The sequence below is a fragment of the Ruegeria sp. HKCCD9138 genome (assembly GCF_057220975.1).
The window spans coordinates 62,314-77,735 of the sequence record NZ_JBWVAZ010000012.1 but is presented as its reverse complement, the minus strand read 5'-3'; the positions used below and the strand labels follow the sequence as shown (position 1 = coordinate 77,735).

Here is a 15,422-nt window from a genome sequence, read left to right as displayed (position 1 = left end):
TCCAGTCCGATTCACCTCGTCTTCAGGCCAGGATGCATGATGCGAAGGATGAATTAGACGCCGATATTCTCGAAAAGGGCATTGAAGGTTCACAACGTTCAAAAAAAAAGCGGCCCGAAGGGACCGCTTTTTTTCTATTTCTGTTCTGGTCCGTATCAATCCAGTGTCCGAGTAACCTCTTCGCGTTCGAAGATTTCGATCACGTCGCCAGCGCGGATGTCATCGTAGTTCTCGAACGCCATACCACATTCCTGACCCGACTGAACCTCGGCCACTTCGTCCTTGAAGCGTTTCAGTGTTTTCAGCGTGCCTTCGTGGATCACCACGTTGTCGCGCAGCAGACGCACACCTGCGGAACGGCGCGCAACGCCTTCGGTAACCAGACAGCCGGCAACCTTGCCGACACCCGAGACCTTGAAGACTTCCTTGATCTCGGCGTAACCGATGAACTTCTCGCGAATCTCGGCACTCAGCAGGCCCGATGCGGCGGCTTTAACGTCATCCACCAGATCGTAGATCACCGAGTAGTAGCGGATCTCGACACCCTTCTGGTTCGCGGTATTCCGGGCCGAGGCATTGGCACGCACGTTGAAGCCGAAAACCGGCGCTCCCGAGGCTTCGGCCAGGCCAATATCCGTCTCGGTAATCGCACCCACGCCCGAATGCAGCACGCGTACACGTACTTCATCGTTACCGATTTTCTCCATCGCCTGAACGATGGCTTCGGCCGAGCCCTGCACGTCGGCTTTGACGAGGATCGGCAACTCGGCCACATTCTCGTCTTCCTTGGCCTTCTGCATCAGCTGCTCAAGGGTGGTCGCGGCACCGGCGGCGGCGCGTTTGTCCTTGGCGGCTTGCTCACGATAGGCGGCGATCTCACGGGCCTGCGCTTCGGTCTCGGTCACGTTCAGAACGTCACCAGCCTCGGGCGTGCCGTTGAGACCCAGAACCTCGACCGGAACCGATGGGCCGGCTTCCTGTACGCGTTCGCCCTTGTCGTTGATCAGCGCACGGACCTTACCGTACTGCTCACCCACAACGAAGATGTCGCCCTGATGCAGCGTTCCGTTCTGAACCAGAACGGTGGCTACGGGACCGCGACCCACATCCAGCTGTGCTTCGATCACGGCACCTTGGGCAGCCCGGTTCGGGTTAGCCTTCAGTTCCAGAATCTCGGCCTGCAGTGCGATCGCTTCCAGCAGGTCGTCCAGACCCTGACCGGTGATGGCGGACACTTCCACGTCCTGAACCTCACCCGACATTTTCTCGACGATGACTTCGTGCTGCAGCAGATCGGTGCGGACCTTGTCCGGGTTTGCATCCGGCTTGTCGACCTTGTTGATCGCCACGATCATCGGCACTTCGGCCGCTTTCGCGTGGTTGATCGCCTCGATCGTCTGCGGCATCACCGCGTCATCCGCAGCAACAACCAGAACCACTATATCCGTGACCTGAGCCCCGCGCGACCGCATCGACGTAAAGGCCGCGTGGCCCGGTGTATCCAGGAAGGTCAGCGTGGTGCCGCCATCGGTTTTCACCTGATAGGCGCCGATATGCTGGGTGATGCCACCGGCCTCGCCAGCCACAACCCGCGCATCGCGGATCGCATCCAGCAGAGAGGTTTTACCATGGTCGACGTGACCCATGATGGTGATAACCGGCGGACGCGGCTGCAGATCGCCTTCGTCGTCCTCGACCTCTTTGATGACGTCTTCAACGTCCGAATCAGAGACGCGGGTCACCTTGTGGCCAAATTCTTCGATGATCAGCTCGGCAGTGTCGGCGTCGATGGTCTGGTTTTGCGTAACCATCATGCCCATTTGCATCAGCGATTTGACAACGTCTGCCACACGCTCGGCCATACGGTTGGCCAGTTCCGAGACCATGATCGCCTCGGGCAACTGAACGTCGCGGATTACCTTTTCCCGCTCGACCGGGCCACCCATGGCCTTCTGACGCGCACGCTCCTGCTTGCGCTTCATCGACGCCATCGAGCGTTGGCGGTTGCCTTCGCCGCCGGTCGCCTGACCCAGTGTCAGCTTGCCCGAACGGCGGTTGTCGTCACGACCTTTGCCACGACCACGCTGTTCGCGTTCGCGCTCCTGCTTGCGCGGCGCCGCTGCGGGCGCAGGCTTGCTGGCCGGACTACGGGCCGCTTTGGGCTCTTCCGGCGCGGGCGCTGCAGCGGCACGCTTGGCAGCTTCTTCTGCTTCCTTGCGCTTACGCTCTTCTTCTTCCGCCTTCTGGCGCGCCCGCTCTTCGGCTTCACGCTGTTCGCGTTCCTTGGCCTCTTGCTCGGCACGGCGGCGGGCGCGTTCTTCTTCACGCGCCTTTTCCTGTGCCTCACGGGCTGCGGCCTCTTCGGCCTCGCGCGCTTTGGCGGCCTGCAATGCCTTCATCCGGCGGGCCATTTCGGCATCAGAGATACCAGCTGGACGACGCGAAGGATCACCCGACGGCGCAGCTCCGCCGCTCGGTTTGGTCGCACCCGGCTTGGGGACCACCACGCGTTTGCGTTTGGTTTCCACCACGACATTCTTGGTGCGTCCGTGGCTGAAACTCTGTTTCACATTTCCGGGGCGTGCCCCGCCACGAAGACCCAATGTCTTTTTGCCGTCATTATCGCTCATAAAGCTACTTACCCTTCCGTGCGGCCCTTGCCGCCGTCATCCGTTTCGCGCAAGCCACGCAGGCGCTGCGCTTCCTCTACAACACGTTTGGCGAGTCCGCCAGAGGCCAGCGCCGCATGAATCACGGTTTGGCGCCCAAATGCCTGTCCTAACTCGTCCGCGGTCAGCCAACCGATGTATTTGCCAAAGTGCGGCGTACTGAGTTTCGACTTACCGCGCCCTGACCCGTCAGTGGCCTGAAGAAGCACTTGCGCCTCTTCCCGGTCCAGCCACGTCTTGACCTTTTCGTAGCCCGCAACCGCGTCACCGGATTTGCGCGCCAGGCTGAGCAGTTCGATCACGCGGCGCGAGACCTGCTTTTCGACCTCACTTGCCAGATCCTGCGGCACCGTCACCTGCGCCTTGAAGCCACGTGCGAACAGCTTCTTGCCCACGGCCTTGTCCAGCGCAGCACGATCCGCCGCCACATAAACCCCACGTCCAGGCAGTTTCGCTGCGACGTCGGGATATACCTGACCGTCCGGCCCCGTCACAAAGCGTATCAACCCATATTTAGGCTGAACTTCGCCCGTGGCGATGCACTTGCGTTCAGGTCCCTCGGACCGATCCTTATGGACGCCACCGCGACCCATGTCAGCCACCCGAGACCTGAGATCAGGCCTCGGCCTCCTCTTCAGCGATTTCGCCGTCTTCTTCGGCTGGCTCAAGCTCGGCCGGATCGACCCAGCCCAGCATGATCCGAGCTGTCATAACCAGATCCTGCGCTTCTTCCAGCGTTACGCCGAAAGGCTCCAGTACACCGTCATCCTTGATACGCTCGCCATCGACCGTGGTCCAGCCGCCTGCCAGTTCCCAGTCGGCGCAGGTTGCGAAGTCTTCCAGCGTTTTCACATCGTCCTTGGCCAGCGCCTCAACCATCTGGGGTGTCAGGCCTTCGAATTCAATAAGGCTATCCTCGGCGCCCAGCGCCCGCGCGGCGTCCAGTGCGGCCTTGGCCTGCGCCTCGAGGAATTCGCGTGCGCGAGTCTGAAGCTCCTGTGCAGTGCCTTCGTCGACGCCGTCAATGACCAGAAGTTCTTCGATTTCCACATAGGCCACCTCTTCAAGGTTGGTGAACCCTTCCGAAACCAGCAGTTGAGCAAAGAACTCGTCCAGGTCCAGACTTTCCATGAACAGCTGGGTGCGGGCTTCGAACTCCTTCTGACGACGCGCCGATTCCTCGGCCTCGGTCATGATGTCGATGTCCAGACCGGTCAGCTGGCTGGCCAGACGCACGTTCTGACCGCGGCGGCCGATGGCCAGCGACAGCTGTTCCTCGGGCACCACAACTTCGATCTTGCCGGCTTCTTCGTCCAGAACCACCTTGGAGACCTCGGCGGGCTGCAGCGCGTTCACCAGGAAGGTCGGCTGATCTTCGTTCCACGGGATGATGTCGATCTTTTCACCCTGCAGCTCGTTCACAACGGCCTGCACGCGGCTGCCGCGCATACCAACGCAGGCACCGACGGGGTCGATCGAACCGTCATACGAGATCACAGCAATCTTGGCGCGCGAACCGGGGTCGCGGGCCACGGCCTTGACCTCGATGATGCCGTCATAAATCTCCGGCACTTCCATCTTGAACAGTTCGGCCATGAATTCCGGCGCGGTGCGCGACAGGAAGATCTGGTGGCCACGCACTTCGCGGCGGACTTCCTTGATGTAGGCACGGACGCGGTCATTCGGGCGATAGCTTTCGCGACCGATCTTGTCATTGCGGCGCAGAACGGCCTCGGCCCCGCCCAGATCGACGATGACATTGCCGAATTCTTCGCGCTTGACCGCACCGTTGATGATGGTGCCTGCACGATCCTTGAATTCTTCGTACTGACGATCACGCTCGGCTTCGCGGACCTTCTGCAGGATCACCTGCTTGGCGGATTGCGCAGCAATACGGCCCATTTCAACCGGAGGAACTTCTTCCACGAAGACGTCGCCAACCTCGGGCGATTCCATGTACTGACGCGCCTGCTCGACGGTCATCTCGGCCTGATAGTTCTCAAGCTCTTCATCCTCGACCACGGTGCGGACGCGCGTAAAAGTCGCCTTGCCGGTCTTGCGGTCGATCGACACGCGGATGTCCATTTCCGCGCCGTAACGGCTCTTGGCGGCACGGGCGAGCGATTCCTCCATCGCTTCGACAACCAGACCGGGGTCGATCATCTTTTCGCGGGCCACGGCCTCGGCGGTCTGCAGCAGCTCCAGCTGGTTGGCTGAGGTGATTGCCATCAGTTCGTCTCCTCTTCGGACCCTTCGGTCTCAATCTCGTCGAAAGCGTTTTCGTTCAGGGCACCGGCGTCTTTGCGCTGGCGCAGCATTTCCTTGATCAGATCATCGGTCAGGACCAGCTTGGCATCGCTCAGCCAGTCGAAATGCAGACCGATGGTGATCGTCTCGGACCCTTCGGGGATGTTGATCAGAACCTCATCCCCTTCGATCCCGGCAAGTTCACCCTTGAACCGGCGGCGGCCATCGATCAGCTCGGCGGTTTCGATCTTGGCCTCATACCCCTCGAACATCTCAAAATCCTTGAGACGGGTCAGAGGGCGGTCGATACCGGGGCTGGATACCTCCAGCGTATAGGCGTCCAAAATCGGGTCCTCGACATCCAGCGTGGCGCTGACGGCGTTTGAAATCTCGGCGCAGTCATCCACTTCGATACCGCCATCGGGCTTGTCAGCCATGATCTGCAGCGTGGTTTGCTTGCCGCTCATCAAACGGATGCGGACGAGTTCATACCCCAGATCCTCGATCACGGGGGTGATGATCTCGGCCAGTCGCCGGTCAATCGCCGCTTTGGCTATCAGGTCGTTTGTCATCAGGTTCTTCACCCTTCATCCGGGCACAAAAAAACGGGCGCGCGGCCCGTCGATCTTTTCCGGTGGAGCCCCGAACCTTAGCCCGACACGCCGCTGTTGAAACTGCATATACGCAGGATGATCCGAGTCTGCAAGGCGAATGTCCGATATTGTTTTATTCCGCGTCAGACCACCCTTCGTCACGATGCGTTCCATCGCAGAACGGCTTGTTGCCTGACTTGCCGCATCGGCACAGTACAAACTTGCTCTGACACGCGCCTTTCGCTTTCAGCTCCTCAGGGGGTTCGACACCCAGTACCCAATATGGACCATCCTTCTGTACCTCGATCTGCGCACGATCCGCGTACAGATGTTCCCGGGTTTCGCCATCCCCTATCGCCAGCGCACCCGACGGGCAGGCCGAAACGACCTCGCGCACCTCGCCAATTGTACCTCGGTCGGGTTGAACCCATGGTTTTTGCGAAGGGCTGAAAATGTTCGACGCCAGACGGCCACACTCCGCCGCATGGGAGCATAACCGAGGATTGAAACTGACTGTAACGGCTTCACCGCGATATCCGATAATCTTGTCAGGTCCGGCCGGTGTTCCTCCGTGGCTTTCAAATCCAACCTTGGCATGCGTCCCGTCGCAAAACGGTTTGTTCCCCGAATGCCCGCAGCGACACAAAGCCATGACCTGCTTGATTTCGACCTCCGCTCCGGCGGCATCGCGCATCGAATGAAGGTGTTTGACAATCAGTGGGCCGTTTTCACGTTCTTCGATCGTGGTTGTCTCGGACATGTGCATATCCTCCCCTTACAGGCTGAGGGTAGTGAAGTGCACATGCTTGTCAAATTTGTATGCAGAGGTTTTAGACGAGCCACCATCTTTCGGCCAGTCGCCCATCGTCCAGCGCGCGACCTTGTCCCAACTGGCGCGGCATCCCGACGTTGGAAGAAACCGCGATGGCCATCTCGACCTCGGAAGGGTGAAATCGCAATCCGCGTGTGCCAACCAGACCTGTCTGGTCAGGAAAGGCCGCGACGTCCACATAACCGTCACGCAATGCTTCAGCGCGAACACGCGCATCGGGGATAACGATCACCTCAAATGTATCGGCCCAGCCAGCCTGACCATCCTTGTAATGTCCTTCGACCCTGCGCCCCAGGAAATGGCGGTCGTCTTCGGCACGCTCTACGCGATAGCAGCCAGTGCCATTGGCCGCATGCAGCGGAGACACATCCTGACCCGCGCGGGTGATGACAAACCGGCTGTCGGCCAACTGGAAGGGCAGACCCGGATTGCCGTCGGCCAGTTCCAGACGCAAACGATTTGGCGCCAGCGGCTCGGCCTGTCCGACTTCGGTCAGAACGGCCATGACATCGGCGATCTCCAACGGCGCGCCATCATGAAACACGGGTCCTTCGCGCAGATCAAAACTCCAGACCCGTGCCTCAGAATCTGTTTGCCAACCTGTCGCCAATTCCCCGCGCAGTGTTCCGTCGGGTGCAATCTCGGTCAATGTATCGAACACAGCGCCGCGCGCGACCTGATCCAGACTGTCGTCTCGCGGCACGGCCAGGCGCAAGGTACCTCCGGTCTTTGGCGTGTCGGCCAAAGAGGCACCGGTCGCCGCCAGCAGTGCTGCGGCAGCACCCGATGCAAACAAGGCACGACGGTCGATCCGGGTCATATCACACCCTCCGCCACACGATCCATGATACGCACCAGTTCGGCACTGATGCCCGGTTCGGACAAAGCGTGCCCGGCATGGCGCACCATCTTCAACTCGGCATACGGCCAGCGATCAGACAAATCCCATGCGGCCTGGGGCGGGCAGATCATATCATAGCGTCCCTGAACAATATGTCCCGGGATATGCGCGATTCGGTCCATTTGGTCCAGAATCTGCCCGTCCTTTTCGAGAAATCCGCCATTGATGAAATAATGGTTTTCGAGTCGCGCAAAGGTGCGCGCATATTCGCCCGGACTTTCGCCAATGGCACCGTTGGTATGGATCGACGCCAGCGAGTTTTCCCAATGTGACCATGCACGGGCGTAGAGAATCTCGGTCGCGCGATCTCCGGAAAACAAGCGTTTGTTATAGGCGGCTATCGTGTCGGACAGTTCGGTTTCTGGCAGCAGCGAAGTGAACTTTGCCCACTGTTCGGGCCAGAACCTGCCGGCGCCGCCGCCGTAGAACCATTTCAGCTCGGCTTGCGTCATCAGAAACACGCCGCGCAGCACCAGACGGCTCACCCGGTCCGGATGCGTCTGCGCATAGATCAGCGCCAGCGTCGCACCCCAGCTGCCGCCAAAGGCAATCCATTTCTCGATCTTGAACAGTTTGCGAAGCCGTTCGATATCCGCGACCAGATGCCAGGTCGTGTTGTCCTGAACCGAAGCCGTCGGTCGTGAACGCCCGCATCCGCGCTGATCGAACAGAATCACCCGATAGACCTGCGGATCAAAATACCGCCGCATCGCCGGGCTGCATCCACCGCCGGGACCGCCATGCAGAATGACAACGGGAATGCCGTCTGGGTTTCCGCACTGTTCCACATAGATACGATGCCCATCGCCCATATCGACCATGCGCTGATCGAACGGGTCGGTCGGCGGGTAAAGATATTGAACTGCGCGCTTTTGGTCCGGGTACTTGTCCATTATGGCCCTATATAGTCCTTAAGCGTAAAAGAGCACACGGAGACAGGAATGCAAGCGCATCCGAACACGGTGGACCCGTCCGAGATCGCAAAATTCGAAGCGATGGCCGCGGAATGGTGGGATCCGCACGGAAAATTCAAGCCCCTGCATATGCTGAATCCCTGTCGCCTGGACTATATCACACAGCAGATCGCGGGCGAATTTGACCGGGATTTAAAGGCTCCCAAACCGTTCGAGGGCCTGCGCCTGCTGGATATCGGCTGCGGCGGCGGGTTGCTGAGCGAACCGATGGCGCGCCTGGGCGCGACGGTGGTAGGAGCTGACGCGGCCGAAGGTAACCTGCCCGTCGCCCGTATCCATGCCGAGCAATCGGGGCTTGAGATCGACTATCGCCACACCACCGCCGAGGACATGGCCGCCGCAAGCGAACAATTCGACGTGGTTCTGAACATGGAAGTGGTCGAGCATGTGGCCAACCCCCTTGGCTTTCTGACCGCATCGCAGAACTTGCTGAAACCGGGCGGATTGCTGATCTGCTCGACCATCAACCGCAACCCGAAATCCTATGCGATGGCTATATTCGGGGCCGAGGTGGTGATGCGCTGGCTTCCACGTGGCACGCATGAATGGGACAAATTCATCACACCGGATGAGCTGTTCGACCTGCTGAGACAGGCCGGCCTGGAGCCCGTCGACCGCAAGGGGTTCGTGTTCAATCCGCTCCTCTGGAGCTGGTCGATTTCAGATCGAGATTTAAGCGTGAATTATGTAACCGCCAGCGTGAAGCCGGCCTAGTCGTCCTCGAGCTGCAACCGAAGGTCGCGCAGCACCGGCAAGGTGCTGCGGACGCGCTCGATCCCGAGCTTTCCGACCACGCGGTTGATCAGCGGCGCAATCGACGAAATCGCCTGATCCCGCGCGCGGCGACCGGCGGGGCTGATCGCGACCATCTTGCGGCGGGCGTCGTCCCAGTCGGGGCGGATGTGGATGTATCCGGCCCATTCCAGCTTGGCCAAAGTGTTGGTCATCGCCCCGCGCGTGACGTGGAAGGTGCTCGCCAGTTGCGCCGGGCTGCGTTCATCCCCGACAAAGGCCAGATGATTCAGCACCGAGAAATGAGAAATCTCCATGCCCTTGGGCAGCACTCGGCTCAGCCGGTTTCGCAATAGCTGATCGGCGGTCAGGATCTCGCTGAACAGCGTGACCGCAAGGGCATTGGTGTCGTCAGTCATGGTCCGGTTCTGGATCAGGGCCCGTCGAAAGGCCGCACGTGAGTCAGTGATGGCACACGACGGCGTGCCTCTGTCACAGAACTATCATCCAAATCGAAAAAGTGAATGCCCGGATCGGTGCCTGCGTCGATCAGCACCTCCCCCCAGGGGGCCACGACCATGCTACGGCCGTAGGTATATCGCGTCTTTCCCCGCGTTTTGGGGTGTTCCCCTGTCTGGGCCGGGGCAATCACCCAACAGCCGTTTTCAATAGCCCGGGCGCGCAACAACGATTCCCAATGCGCCGCGCCCGTAACCGGGGAAAAGGCCGCCGGGACGGTCAGGATGCGCGCACCTGCCTGCGCCAAAGCGGCATAGAGGTGCGGAAACCGGATGTCGTAACAGACGGTCAAGCCCACCTTGCCGAAGTCGGTTTCAGCTATCACCGCTTTGTCACCGGGGCGGTAATTCTTCGATTCGCGAAAGGTCTCGGATTCGGAAACCTGCACATCGAACATGTGGATCTTGTCGTATCGCGCCACGACCTGACCCTGCGGGTTGATCATAAAAGACCTGTTTGCAAAGCGCCCATCCGCATCGTGGGTCTTGATCCCAAGCGAGCCGATCAGCAGCCAGACGCCGAGCGCTGCGGCCTGATTGCGCAGACCTGCCAGCGTTGCGTCATCCTCTTCGTGCTGCAGGACCTGCCGCTGTCGTGTGGTGCTGGTCGACACGCAATTGGTCACTTCGGGCGTCAGGATGAAACGCGCACCCTTGTCAGCCGCCTCGGCCATCATCGCGCAGACCATAACCAGATTCCTGGCCGGATCGTCCGACGATGTGATCTGCAGCAGCGCGGTTTTCATCAGGCGGCCAGCAGGCGGTCCAGCTTGCCCTGACGCTCCAGCTCATAAAGATCGTCGCAACCGCCGACATGTGTGGTGCCGATGAAGATCTGCGGCACGGTGCGTTTGCCTCCTGCGCGCTGAATCATCTCGGGCTTGCGTTTTGGATGCATCAACACATCGACTTCCAGATATTCGATGCCCTTCTGTTTCAGCAAGCGCTTGGCAGCGTGGCAATAGCCGCAAAGCGGCGAGGTGTAGATTTCAACCGGCTTCATATTCCGTCCCTTTGGGTTTCGCGCAATCTTCCGCGAATTAGGCATCCTTGGCAACGCGCGCCAGTGCCAACACGAAAATATGATTTGCCCCCGCTGCCTGACAGACACGGGTGCAGGCCGCCAGTGTTGCACCCGATGTCATGACATCGTCAACCAGCAGGATGTCCCGCCCCCTGATCCGGTCCTTCCGTTTTGGATGCGTGGCAATGGCATTTTGCAGTATTGCGTCTCGTTCCAGCGCCGATTTGCCGTCCAGTACCGGTGTGCGGACCTTGCGCACCAACAGATCCGGAACACACTCCTGACCAGTCTCCCGCCCCAGATGTTGCGCCAGCAGCGCCGACTGGTTGTACCGACGCTCGATCAGGCGCGACCAATGTAGTGGTACCGGCGCAATCAATATGTCCGGCCGGAAGATCTCACGCCCGACCCGTGCCATCCAGCGGGCGGCCGGACGCGCCAATTCCGGGCGATCACCATGTTTCAGCGCCAATACCAAAGTCCGCGCACGCCCCTGATACAGCAGCGCCGCGCGCCCCTCCTGCCATGGTCGTGGCGTCCGCAGGCAGTCATCACACTCGATCCGAAAATCATCCCGATCGCCAACAACGGGAATACCGCAGCTTTCACACACCGTTCCGCCGATAAATGGCGTATCGCGCCAACAAAGTCCGCAGAGGCCGAAGTCGGAGTCGGTCAGCCCACCGCAACTTAGACAACGCGGCGGATAAACCAGCTCTACAATGGTTTGAATCCCGCGCCGGATGCGATACTTGCGGCTTATGAAATTGCCTGCGTCCAATGCACCCTCATTGTTTGACCGATCTGTCATCCTGCAACGCCGCGCCCGCGTTCGGGACGAGGCCCTGTTCCTTCATCGCGCCGCCGTGGACGAGGTTCAGGATCGACTCTCCATGGTTAACAGAACCTTTACGGCGCCTGCGATTGTCAGCCCCTTTCCACAGGTTTGGGCCAATGTCCTGCCTGACGCACAGTTTGTTGCGGACGAAGACACGCTGGCGCTGACGCCCGGCGCGCATGATCTGGTGGTCCATGCGATGGCATTGCACTGCGCCAATGATCCCGTCGGTCAGCTCATTCAATGCCATCGTGCACTGCGTCCGGACGGGTTGCTTCTGGTTGTTTGTCTGGGAGGTGAAACCCTTAACGAATTGCGTGCGGCACTGGGGCAGGCCGAGATCGAGGTTTCCGGCGGTCTCAGCCCCCGAATCGCCCCCATGGCAGAACTGCGCGATCTGGGGTCGCTGCTGCAAAGGGCCGGACTGGCTTTACCGGTGGCCGATTCCATACCTCTGAAAGCCGAATACCGCGATATCTGGCATCTGATGCACGATCTGCGCGCGATGGGGGAAACCAACACCCTCTCCACACGCCTCAAACGGGCTACAAGGCGATCCGTTTTCGAAATGGCGCAGCAGGTCTACGCCTCTCACTTCACGGCACCCTCAGGCCGCCTGACGGCAACGTTCGAGCTGATCTGCCTGACGGGATGGTCGCCTGACGACAACCAACCCAAGCCGCTGCGACCAGGATCGGCCCAGATGCGTCTGGCCGACGCGCTTGGCACAAAAGAAGGCAAACTGTCCGATTGACGACCCGCCAATTCCCGTTATCTGAGGCCGGAACAGGATAAGTCAGGAAGCCCGACATGTTTGACGCCACACGCCCAACGCACGCGCCAGCCGATCACGCCAAGGTCAAAATGGGCCGTGTCGGTATCCTGTTGGCCAATCTGGGGACACCGGATGGCTTTTCGTATTGGCCGATGCGGCGGTATCTGAACGAGTTTCTGTCGGATAAGCGCGTGATCGACTACCCGGCGTGGAAGTGGCAACCGATCCTTCAGGGTATAATCCTGACCAAACGCCCATTCAGTTCGGGCGAGGCATACAAATCGATCTGGAATCACGACAAGGGCGAAAGCCCGTTGATGACCATCACCAAAGACCAGACAGCCAAGCTGCGTGATGCGATGCAATCGCGGTACGGCGACAGGGTCCTGGTGGATTTCTGCATGCGCTACGGCAATCCGTCGACCAAATCCAAGGTCCGGGAAATGGTGGCCGAAGGCTGTGATCGTATCCTGTTTTTCCCGCTTTACCCGCAATACGCCGGTGCCACGACAGCCACCGCAAACGATCAGTTCTTTCGCGCGCTAATGGAGGAAGCCTGGCAACCCGCCAGCCGAACGGTACCAGCCTATTTCGACGAACCCGCCTATATTGATGCGCTGGCGCAGTCTGTCGAACGGGCCTATGCAACCATGAAGACGCAGCCGGATATTCTGGTTTGCTCGTATCATGGCATGCCCGAACGCTATCTGCAGCAAGGTGATCCCTATCACTGCCAGTGCGTCAAGACGTCAAGGTTGCTGAAGGAGCGCCTCGGGTGGTCTGACGATCAGCTTGTCTCGACCTTTCAATCGCGGTTTGGCCCTGAGGAGTGGCTGAAACCGTACACGGTCGATCATGTGGCCGAACTGGCGCGTCAAGGTAAGAAGAACATCGCCGTGATCGCCCCGGCCTTTTCCGCGGATTGCATCGAAACATTGGAAGAGATCAATGAAGAGATCAAAGAAAGCTTCGAGGATGCGGGTGGTGAAACCTTCACATATATCCCGTGCCTGAACGACGAAGACACGCATATCGCGGCACTGGGCAAGGTGATCGAGAATAACCTGCGGGGCTGGTTGGACTGAACCCGCCCCGATCGGGCAAGAAAAAAGGCGGTGGATTTCTCCACCGCCTTTTTAGTTGATGAGTCTCGTCGACTTAGCCAGCTGCAACGGCTGCGGCAACAACAACCAGCAGGATCAGCGGCAGGAGAATACCCTGCGACGTGCCCTGGGTCTCTTCGACAACAACAGGTGCTTCAACAACCGGCTCTTCCAGGTTGCCTGCATATGCGGTCGAAGCAGCAGCAGTCAGAGCAGCAGCGAGAACGAGTTTCTTCATATTAACCTCCAGAATTTGCACGATTCCGTAAATCGAAACCGCACATCTAAGACTTACCTCGTGAGTTTTACTAATCAGCTATGCCCATGGATTGCAAATATAACTTGCAATGTAAGCAGGTTCGCGCGCGAAAGTGTCGTCAAATAAGCAACACTTGCGTGCCTACTTTCGCCATTCCGAACAGCTCGGCGATGTCTTCGTTGAACAGACCGATACAGCCATTCGACGAACGGCGACCGATTTTGCGCGTGTCATGGGTGCCATGGATGCGGTAGTACTTCCAACTCAGATATAAAGCGTGCGTTCCCAATGGGTTATCCGGACCCGGCGGAATATAGTCCGGCCATTCGGGGTTGCGCTTTTTCATCGAAGGTGTCGGTGACCAGCTTGGCCCCTCCACTTTGCGAATGACGCTGGTGCGTCCACGACGCGTCAATTCCTCGGTCAGCGGCACCGACGAGGGATAGAGTTTGTACACAGTTTGATCATCTGACCAATAATGCAGCGCCCGTGACACCGTATCGACCAGAATTGCGCCATTCTTGGTGTTCGAGAAATAAGGCTCCCAGCTCAGCGCGCGGAAACCCGAGATATTGCGGCGCACTTGCGGCTCCGGCTCTGGAGCGGGCCGCAATGGATCACCCGGGATGTATTGGGCCAAGGCCGGGGACGCCAGGCCCGCCGCCGCGCCTGCGATAAAACCGCGGCGTGTCGGTGAAATAATGCGCTTTTTGACCATGTCGGACGGTCCTTTGTATGTTCCGGTGCGAAATCCGGGTCATTTTATGGCCAGAATGCTTCAGTCGCAAATCAAACCGGCAGAATTATGCAAGGTTGCGCCAATGCACATTTGCCCCGGGCGGTCAGGCAAGCTATTTCCGGTATCGACACTAATATTGAGCCAAACATGACGCGTATTTTATCCATTCTCCTGCTGTGTTTCGCCACTCTGGCCGCCTGTACTGATTCGCGTGCGCCAACTCTGGGCGTCGATGGACAACCCTTGCCCACCGTTTACAAGATCCGCGGCAACCCTGAAAAGCTGCAGTTCCGAATGCTCGATTCGGTTAACGCGTTGCGTCAGGCGCAGGGTTTGCAGCCAGTGCAACTGAATGCGCAACTGAACGCAGCCGCGGCGACGCATTCCAAGGACATGGCCCGGCAAAACCGCCCTTGGCATTTCGGATCGGACGGATCGTCGCCGTTGGATCGGGCGGTCCGGGTCGGATACTTCGGAACATTCCTGGGCGAAGCAATTTCGGAGACCTATGAGACCGAAACCGAAACACTGGCCGCGTGGATGCAGGAACCAGGTCCCCGGGCCGTCATTCTGGACCCGAAGGCAACTCAGATGGGGTTTGCCTGGCATCAGGAAGGTGGCGGCAAGATTTGGTGGACCCTGGAAATGGGTGCGGGCGGTTAAGCCCAGAGCACTTCAAAATGACAAAGCCCCCGAAAAACGGGGGCTTTTTCGTTGGAAGGTTTTCTGGCTGATCAGGCCGCTTGCATGGACTGCGCCTCAGTCAGGATCGCGTACAGTTTGACCGGATCAGGGTTGGCCCGCAATTTGGCGCAGACCGTCTGATCGCGCAACGTTCGGGACACCAATGCCAGCGCCTTTAGATGGTCAACCCCGGCCTCCTCAGGCGCAAACAGAGAAAACGCCAGATCCACAGGCTGCCGGTCAACCGAACCGAAATCCAGCGGCTTTTCGAGAAGAACGAAAACACCGGAAACCGCGTCCAACTCGGTCAGGCGCGCATGCGGCAGGGCCACCCCATGCCCGACACCCGTCGGCCCAAGGCTTTCACGTTCAAGCAGACTATCGACGATTATCTGCGCATCCAATCCAAGGGTTGCCGCGCCGACATCGCCAATTTCCTGAAACAGCCGTTTCTTGCTGGAAGCCGCAGACAATACACGCACTGCTTCGGGCTTCAGTATGCTCGAAAGCTCCATGATTACGCTCCTCGGCTAT

General features: G+C 59.2%; 18 protein-coding genes. 4 read left to right on the top strand and 14 right to left on the bottom strand.

The annotated features are described in order from the left end of the window. Positions 1-155: 155 nt before the first annotated feature. From infB to pip, 7 genes are all read right to left on the bottom strand, one after another. On the bottom strand, positions 156-2,630 hold the full coding sequence (gene infB / locus AC2TEL_RS18250; RefSeq protein WP_480838989.1) for a translation initiation factor IF-2: 2,475 nt from the start codon (positions 2,628-2,630) through the stop codon (positions 156-158). 8 nt (positions 2,631-2,638) lie between these two features. Further along, complete coding sequence (locus tag AC2TEL_RS18245; RefSeq protein ID WP_480840200.1) at positions 2,639-3,262, bottom strand: RNA-binding protein; 624 nt, start codon at positions 3,260-3,262, stop codon at positions 2,639-2,641. A 22-nt stretch (positions 3,263-3,284) separates the two neighbouring features. Further along, positions 3,285-4,898, bottom strand: a complete 1,614-nt coding sequence (nusA, locus tag AC2TEL_RS18240; RefSeq protein WP_480905935.1) for a transcription termination factor NusA — start codon at positions 4,896-4,898, stop codon at positions 3,285-3,287. After that, positions 4,898-5,488 (bottom strand): ribosome maturation factor RimP, encoded by a 591-nt coding sequence (gene rimP, locus AC2TEL_RS18235; protein ID WP_480905933.1) that lies wholly within the window; start codon positions 5,486-5,488, stop codon positions 4,898-4,900. Before rimP ends, nusA begins: the two co-directional genes overlap by 1 nt. 154 nt (positions 5,489-5,642) lie before the next feature. Beyond that, the gene (locus AC2TEL_RS18230) at positions 5,643-6,269 is read right to left on the bottom strand and encodes a CDGSH iron-sulfur domain-containing protein (protein ID WP_480905930.1); all 627 of its coding nucleotides are present in this window, start codon (positions 6,267-6,269) and stop codon (positions 5,643-5,645) included. A gap of 70 nt (positions 6,270-6,339) precedes the next feature. Next, entirely contained in the window at positions 6,340-7,161 is an 822-nt protein-coding gene (locus AC2TEL_RS18225; RefSeq protein WP_480905927.1) for an ABC transporter substrate-binding protein, read from the bottom strand. Further along, positions 7,158-8,135, bottom strand: coding sequence for a prolyl aminopeptidase (pip, locus tag AC2TEL_RS18220; RefSeq protein WP_480838981.1), 978 nt, complete (start codon positions 8,133-8,135; stop codon positions 7,158-7,160). Before pip ends, AC2TEL_RS18225 begins: the two co-directional genes overlap by 4 nt. A gap of 48 nt (positions 8,136-8,183) precedes the next feature. Between pip and ubiG the strand changes: the two genes are divergently transcribed. Beyond that, positions 8,184-8,930: a bifunctional 2-polyprenyl-6-hydroxyphenol methylase/3-demethylubiquinol 3-O-methyltransferase UbiG gene (gene ubiG / locus AC2TEL_RS18215; protein ID WP_480838979.1), complete on the top strand. Its 747-nt coding sequence runs from the start codon at positions 8,184-8,186 to the stop codon at positions 8,928-8,930. Here the strand turns inward: ubiG and AC2TEL_RS18210 are convergent. From AC2TEL_RS18210 to AC2TEL_RS18195, 4 genes are read right to left on the bottom strand one after another with little or no spacing between them, the layout of a single operon-like run. Continuing rightward, entirely contained in the window at positions 8,927-9,367 is a 441-nt protein-coding gene (locus tag AC2TEL_RS18210) for a MarR family winged helix-turn-helix transcriptional regulator (RefSeq protein WP_480838977.1), read from the bottom strand. The two genes, ubiG and AC2TEL_RS18210, sit on opposite strands and share 4 nt — an antisense overlap. A gap of 14 nt (positions 9,368-9,381) precedes the next feature. Further along, a complete protein-coding gene (locus AC2TEL_RS18205; RefSeq protein ID WP_480905924.1) occupies positions 9,382-10,212 on the bottom strand; it encodes a carbon-nitrogen hydrolase family protein in 831 nt (276 codons plus the stop codon). After that, positions 10,212-10,469 carry a glutaredoxin 3 gene (gene grxC / locus AC2TEL_RS18200; RefSeq protein WP_480838973.1) on the bottom strand — a complete coding sequence of 86 codons (258 nt, stop codon included), beginning with the start codon at positions 10,467-10,469 and terminating at the stop codon, positions 10,212-10,214. Before grxC ends, AC2TEL_RS18205 begins: the two co-directional genes overlap by 1 nt. 37 nt (positions 10,470-10,506) lie before the next feature. Further along, on the bottom strand, positions 10,507-11,301 hold the full coding sequence (locus AC2TEL_RS18195; RefSeq protein ID WP_480838971.1) for a double zinc ribbon domain-containing protein: 795 nt from the start codon (positions 11,299-11,301) through the stop codon (positions 10,507-10,509). Here AC2TEL_RS18195 and AC2TEL_RS18190 point away from each other — a divergent pair. Both AC2TEL_RS18190 and hemH read left to right on the top strand, forming a co-directional pair. After that, positions 11,252-12,082, top strand: a complete 831-nt coding sequence (locus AC2TEL_RS18190) for a class I SAM-dependent methyltransferase (protein ID WP_480862038.1) — start codon at positions 11,252-11,254, stop codon at positions 12,080-12,082. The genes AC2TEL_RS18195 and AC2TEL_RS18190 overlap by 50 nt on opposite strands. A 56-nt stretch (positions 12,083-12,138) precedes the next feature. Beyond that, positions 12,139-13,188 (top strand): ferrochelatase, encoded by a 1,050-nt coding sequence (gene hemH, locus AC2TEL_RS18185; RefSeq protein WP_480838967.1) that lies wholly within the window; start codon positions 12,139-12,141, stop codon positions 13,186-13,188. A gap of 73 nt (positions 13,189-13,261) precedes the next feature. Here hemH and AC2TEL_RS18180 read toward each other — a convergent pair whose 3' ends face one another. Both AC2TEL_RS18180 and AC2TEL_RS18175 read right to left on the bottom strand, forming a co-directional pair. Further along, positions 13,262-13,444, bottom strand: coding sequence for a hypothetical protein (locus tag AC2TEL_RS18180; protein ID WP_480838965.1), 183 nt, complete (start codon positions 13,442-13,444; stop codon positions 13,262-13,264). 139 nt (positions 13,445-13,583) lie between these two features. After that, the gene (locus tag AC2TEL_RS18175) at positions 13,584-14,183 is read right to left on the bottom strand and encodes a L,D-transpeptidase (RefSeq protein ID WP_480838964.1); all 600 of its coding nucleotides are present in this window, start codon (positions 14,181-14,183) and stop codon (positions 13,584-13,586) included. A gap of 168 nt (positions 14,184-14,351) precedes the next feature. Here AC2TEL_RS18175 and dalA point away from each other — a divergent pair, with 168 nt between their 5' ends. Then, positions 14,352-14,867 (top strand): divisome-associated lipoprotein DalA, encoded by a 516-nt coding sequence (gene dalA, locus AC2TEL_RS18170; RefSeq protein ID WP_480838962.1) that lies wholly within the window; start codon positions 14,352-14,354, stop codon positions 14,865-14,867. 71 nt (positions 14,868-14,938) lie between these two features. Here the strand turns inward: dalA and AC2TEL_RS18165 are convergent, their stop codons facing one another. Further along, a complete protein-coding gene (locus AC2TEL_RS18165) occupies positions 14,939-15,403 on the bottom strand; it encodes a PTS sugar transporter subunit IIA (RefSeq protein WP_480838960.1) in 465 nt (154 codons plus the stop codon). Positions 15,404-15,422 lie beyond the last annotated feature (19 nt).

What these genes read in the sequence shown, in the direction of transcription:
- AC2TEL_RS18245 (WP_480840200.1), bottom strand. Translation starts at nt 3,262, where the DNA reads ATGGGTCGCGGTGGCGTCCATAAGGATCGGTCCGAGGGACCTGAACGC.
- nusA (WP_480905935.1), bottom strand. Translation starts at nt 4,898, where the DNA reads ATGGCAATCACCTCAGCCAACCAGCTGGAGCTGCTGCAGACCGCCGAG.
- AC2TEL_RS18205 (WP_480905924.1), bottom strand. Translation starts at nt 10,212, where the DNA reads ATGAAAACCGCGCTGCTGCAGATCACATCGTCGGACGATCCGGCCAGG.
- AC2TEL_RS18230 (WP_480905930.1), bottom strand. Translation starts at nt 6,269, where the DNA reads ATGTCCGAGACAACCACGATCGAAGAACGTGAAAACGGCCCACTGATT.
- ubiG (WP_480838979.1), top strand. Translation starts at nt 8,184, where the DNA reads ATGCAAGCGCATCCGAACACGGTGGACCCGTCCGAGATCGCAAAATTC.
- AC2TEL_RS18175 (WP_480838964.1), bottom strand. Translation starts at nt 14,183, where the DNA reads ATGGTCAAAAAGCGCATTATTTCACCGACACGCCGCGGTTTTATCGCA.
- AC2TEL_RS18195 (WP_480838971.1), bottom strand. Translation starts at nt 11,301, where the DNA reads ATGACAGATCGGTCAAACAATGAGGGTGCATTGGACGCAGGCAATTTC.
- dalA (WP_480838962.1), top strand. Translation starts at nt 14,352, where the DNA reads ATGACGCGTATTTTATCCATTCTCCTGCTGTGTTTCGCCACTCTGGCC.
- infB (WP_480838989.1), bottom strand. Translation starts at nt 2,630, where the DNA reads ATGAGCGATAATGACGGCAAAAAGACATTGGGTCTTCGTGGCGGGGCA.
- AC2TEL_RS18225 (WP_480905927.1), bottom strand. Translation starts at nt 7,161, where the DNA reads ATGACCCGGATCGACCGTCGTGCCTTGTTTGCATCGGGTGCTGCCGCA.
- AC2TEL_RS18165 (WP_480838960.1), bottom strand. Translation starts at nt 15,403, where the DNA reads ATGGAGCTTTCGAGCATACTGAAGCCCGAAGCAGTGCGTGTATTGTCT.
- AC2TEL_RS18180 (WP_480838965.1), bottom strand. Translation starts at nt 13,444, where the DNA reads ATGAAGAAACTCGTTCTCGCTGCTGCTCTGACTGCTGCTGCTTCGACC.
- grxC (WP_480838973.1), bottom strand. Translation starts at nt 10,469, where the DNA reads ATGAAGCCGGTTGAAATCTACACCTCGCCGCTTTGCGGCTATTGCCAC.
- rimP (WP_480905933.1), bottom strand. Translation starts at nt 5,488, where the DNA reads ATGACAAACGACCTGATAGCCAAAGCGGCGATTGACCGGCGACTGGCC.
- pip (WP_480838981.1), bottom strand. Translation starts at nt 8,135, where the DNA reads ATGGACAAGTACCCGGACCAAAAGCGCGCAGTTCAATATCTTTACCCG.
- AC2TEL_RS18190 (WP_480862038.1), top strand. Translation starts at nt 11,252, where the DNA reads ATGAAATTGCCTGCGTCCAATGCACCCTCATTGTTTGACCGATCTGTC.
- AC2TEL_RS18210 (WP_480838977.1), bottom strand. Translation starts at nt 9,367, where the DNA reads ATGACTGACGACACCAATGCCCTTGCGGTCACGCTGTTCAGCGAGATC.
- hemH (WP_480838967.1), top strand. Translation starts at nt 12,139, where the DNA reads ATGTTTGACGCCACACGCCCAACGCACGCGCCAGCCGATCACGCCAAG.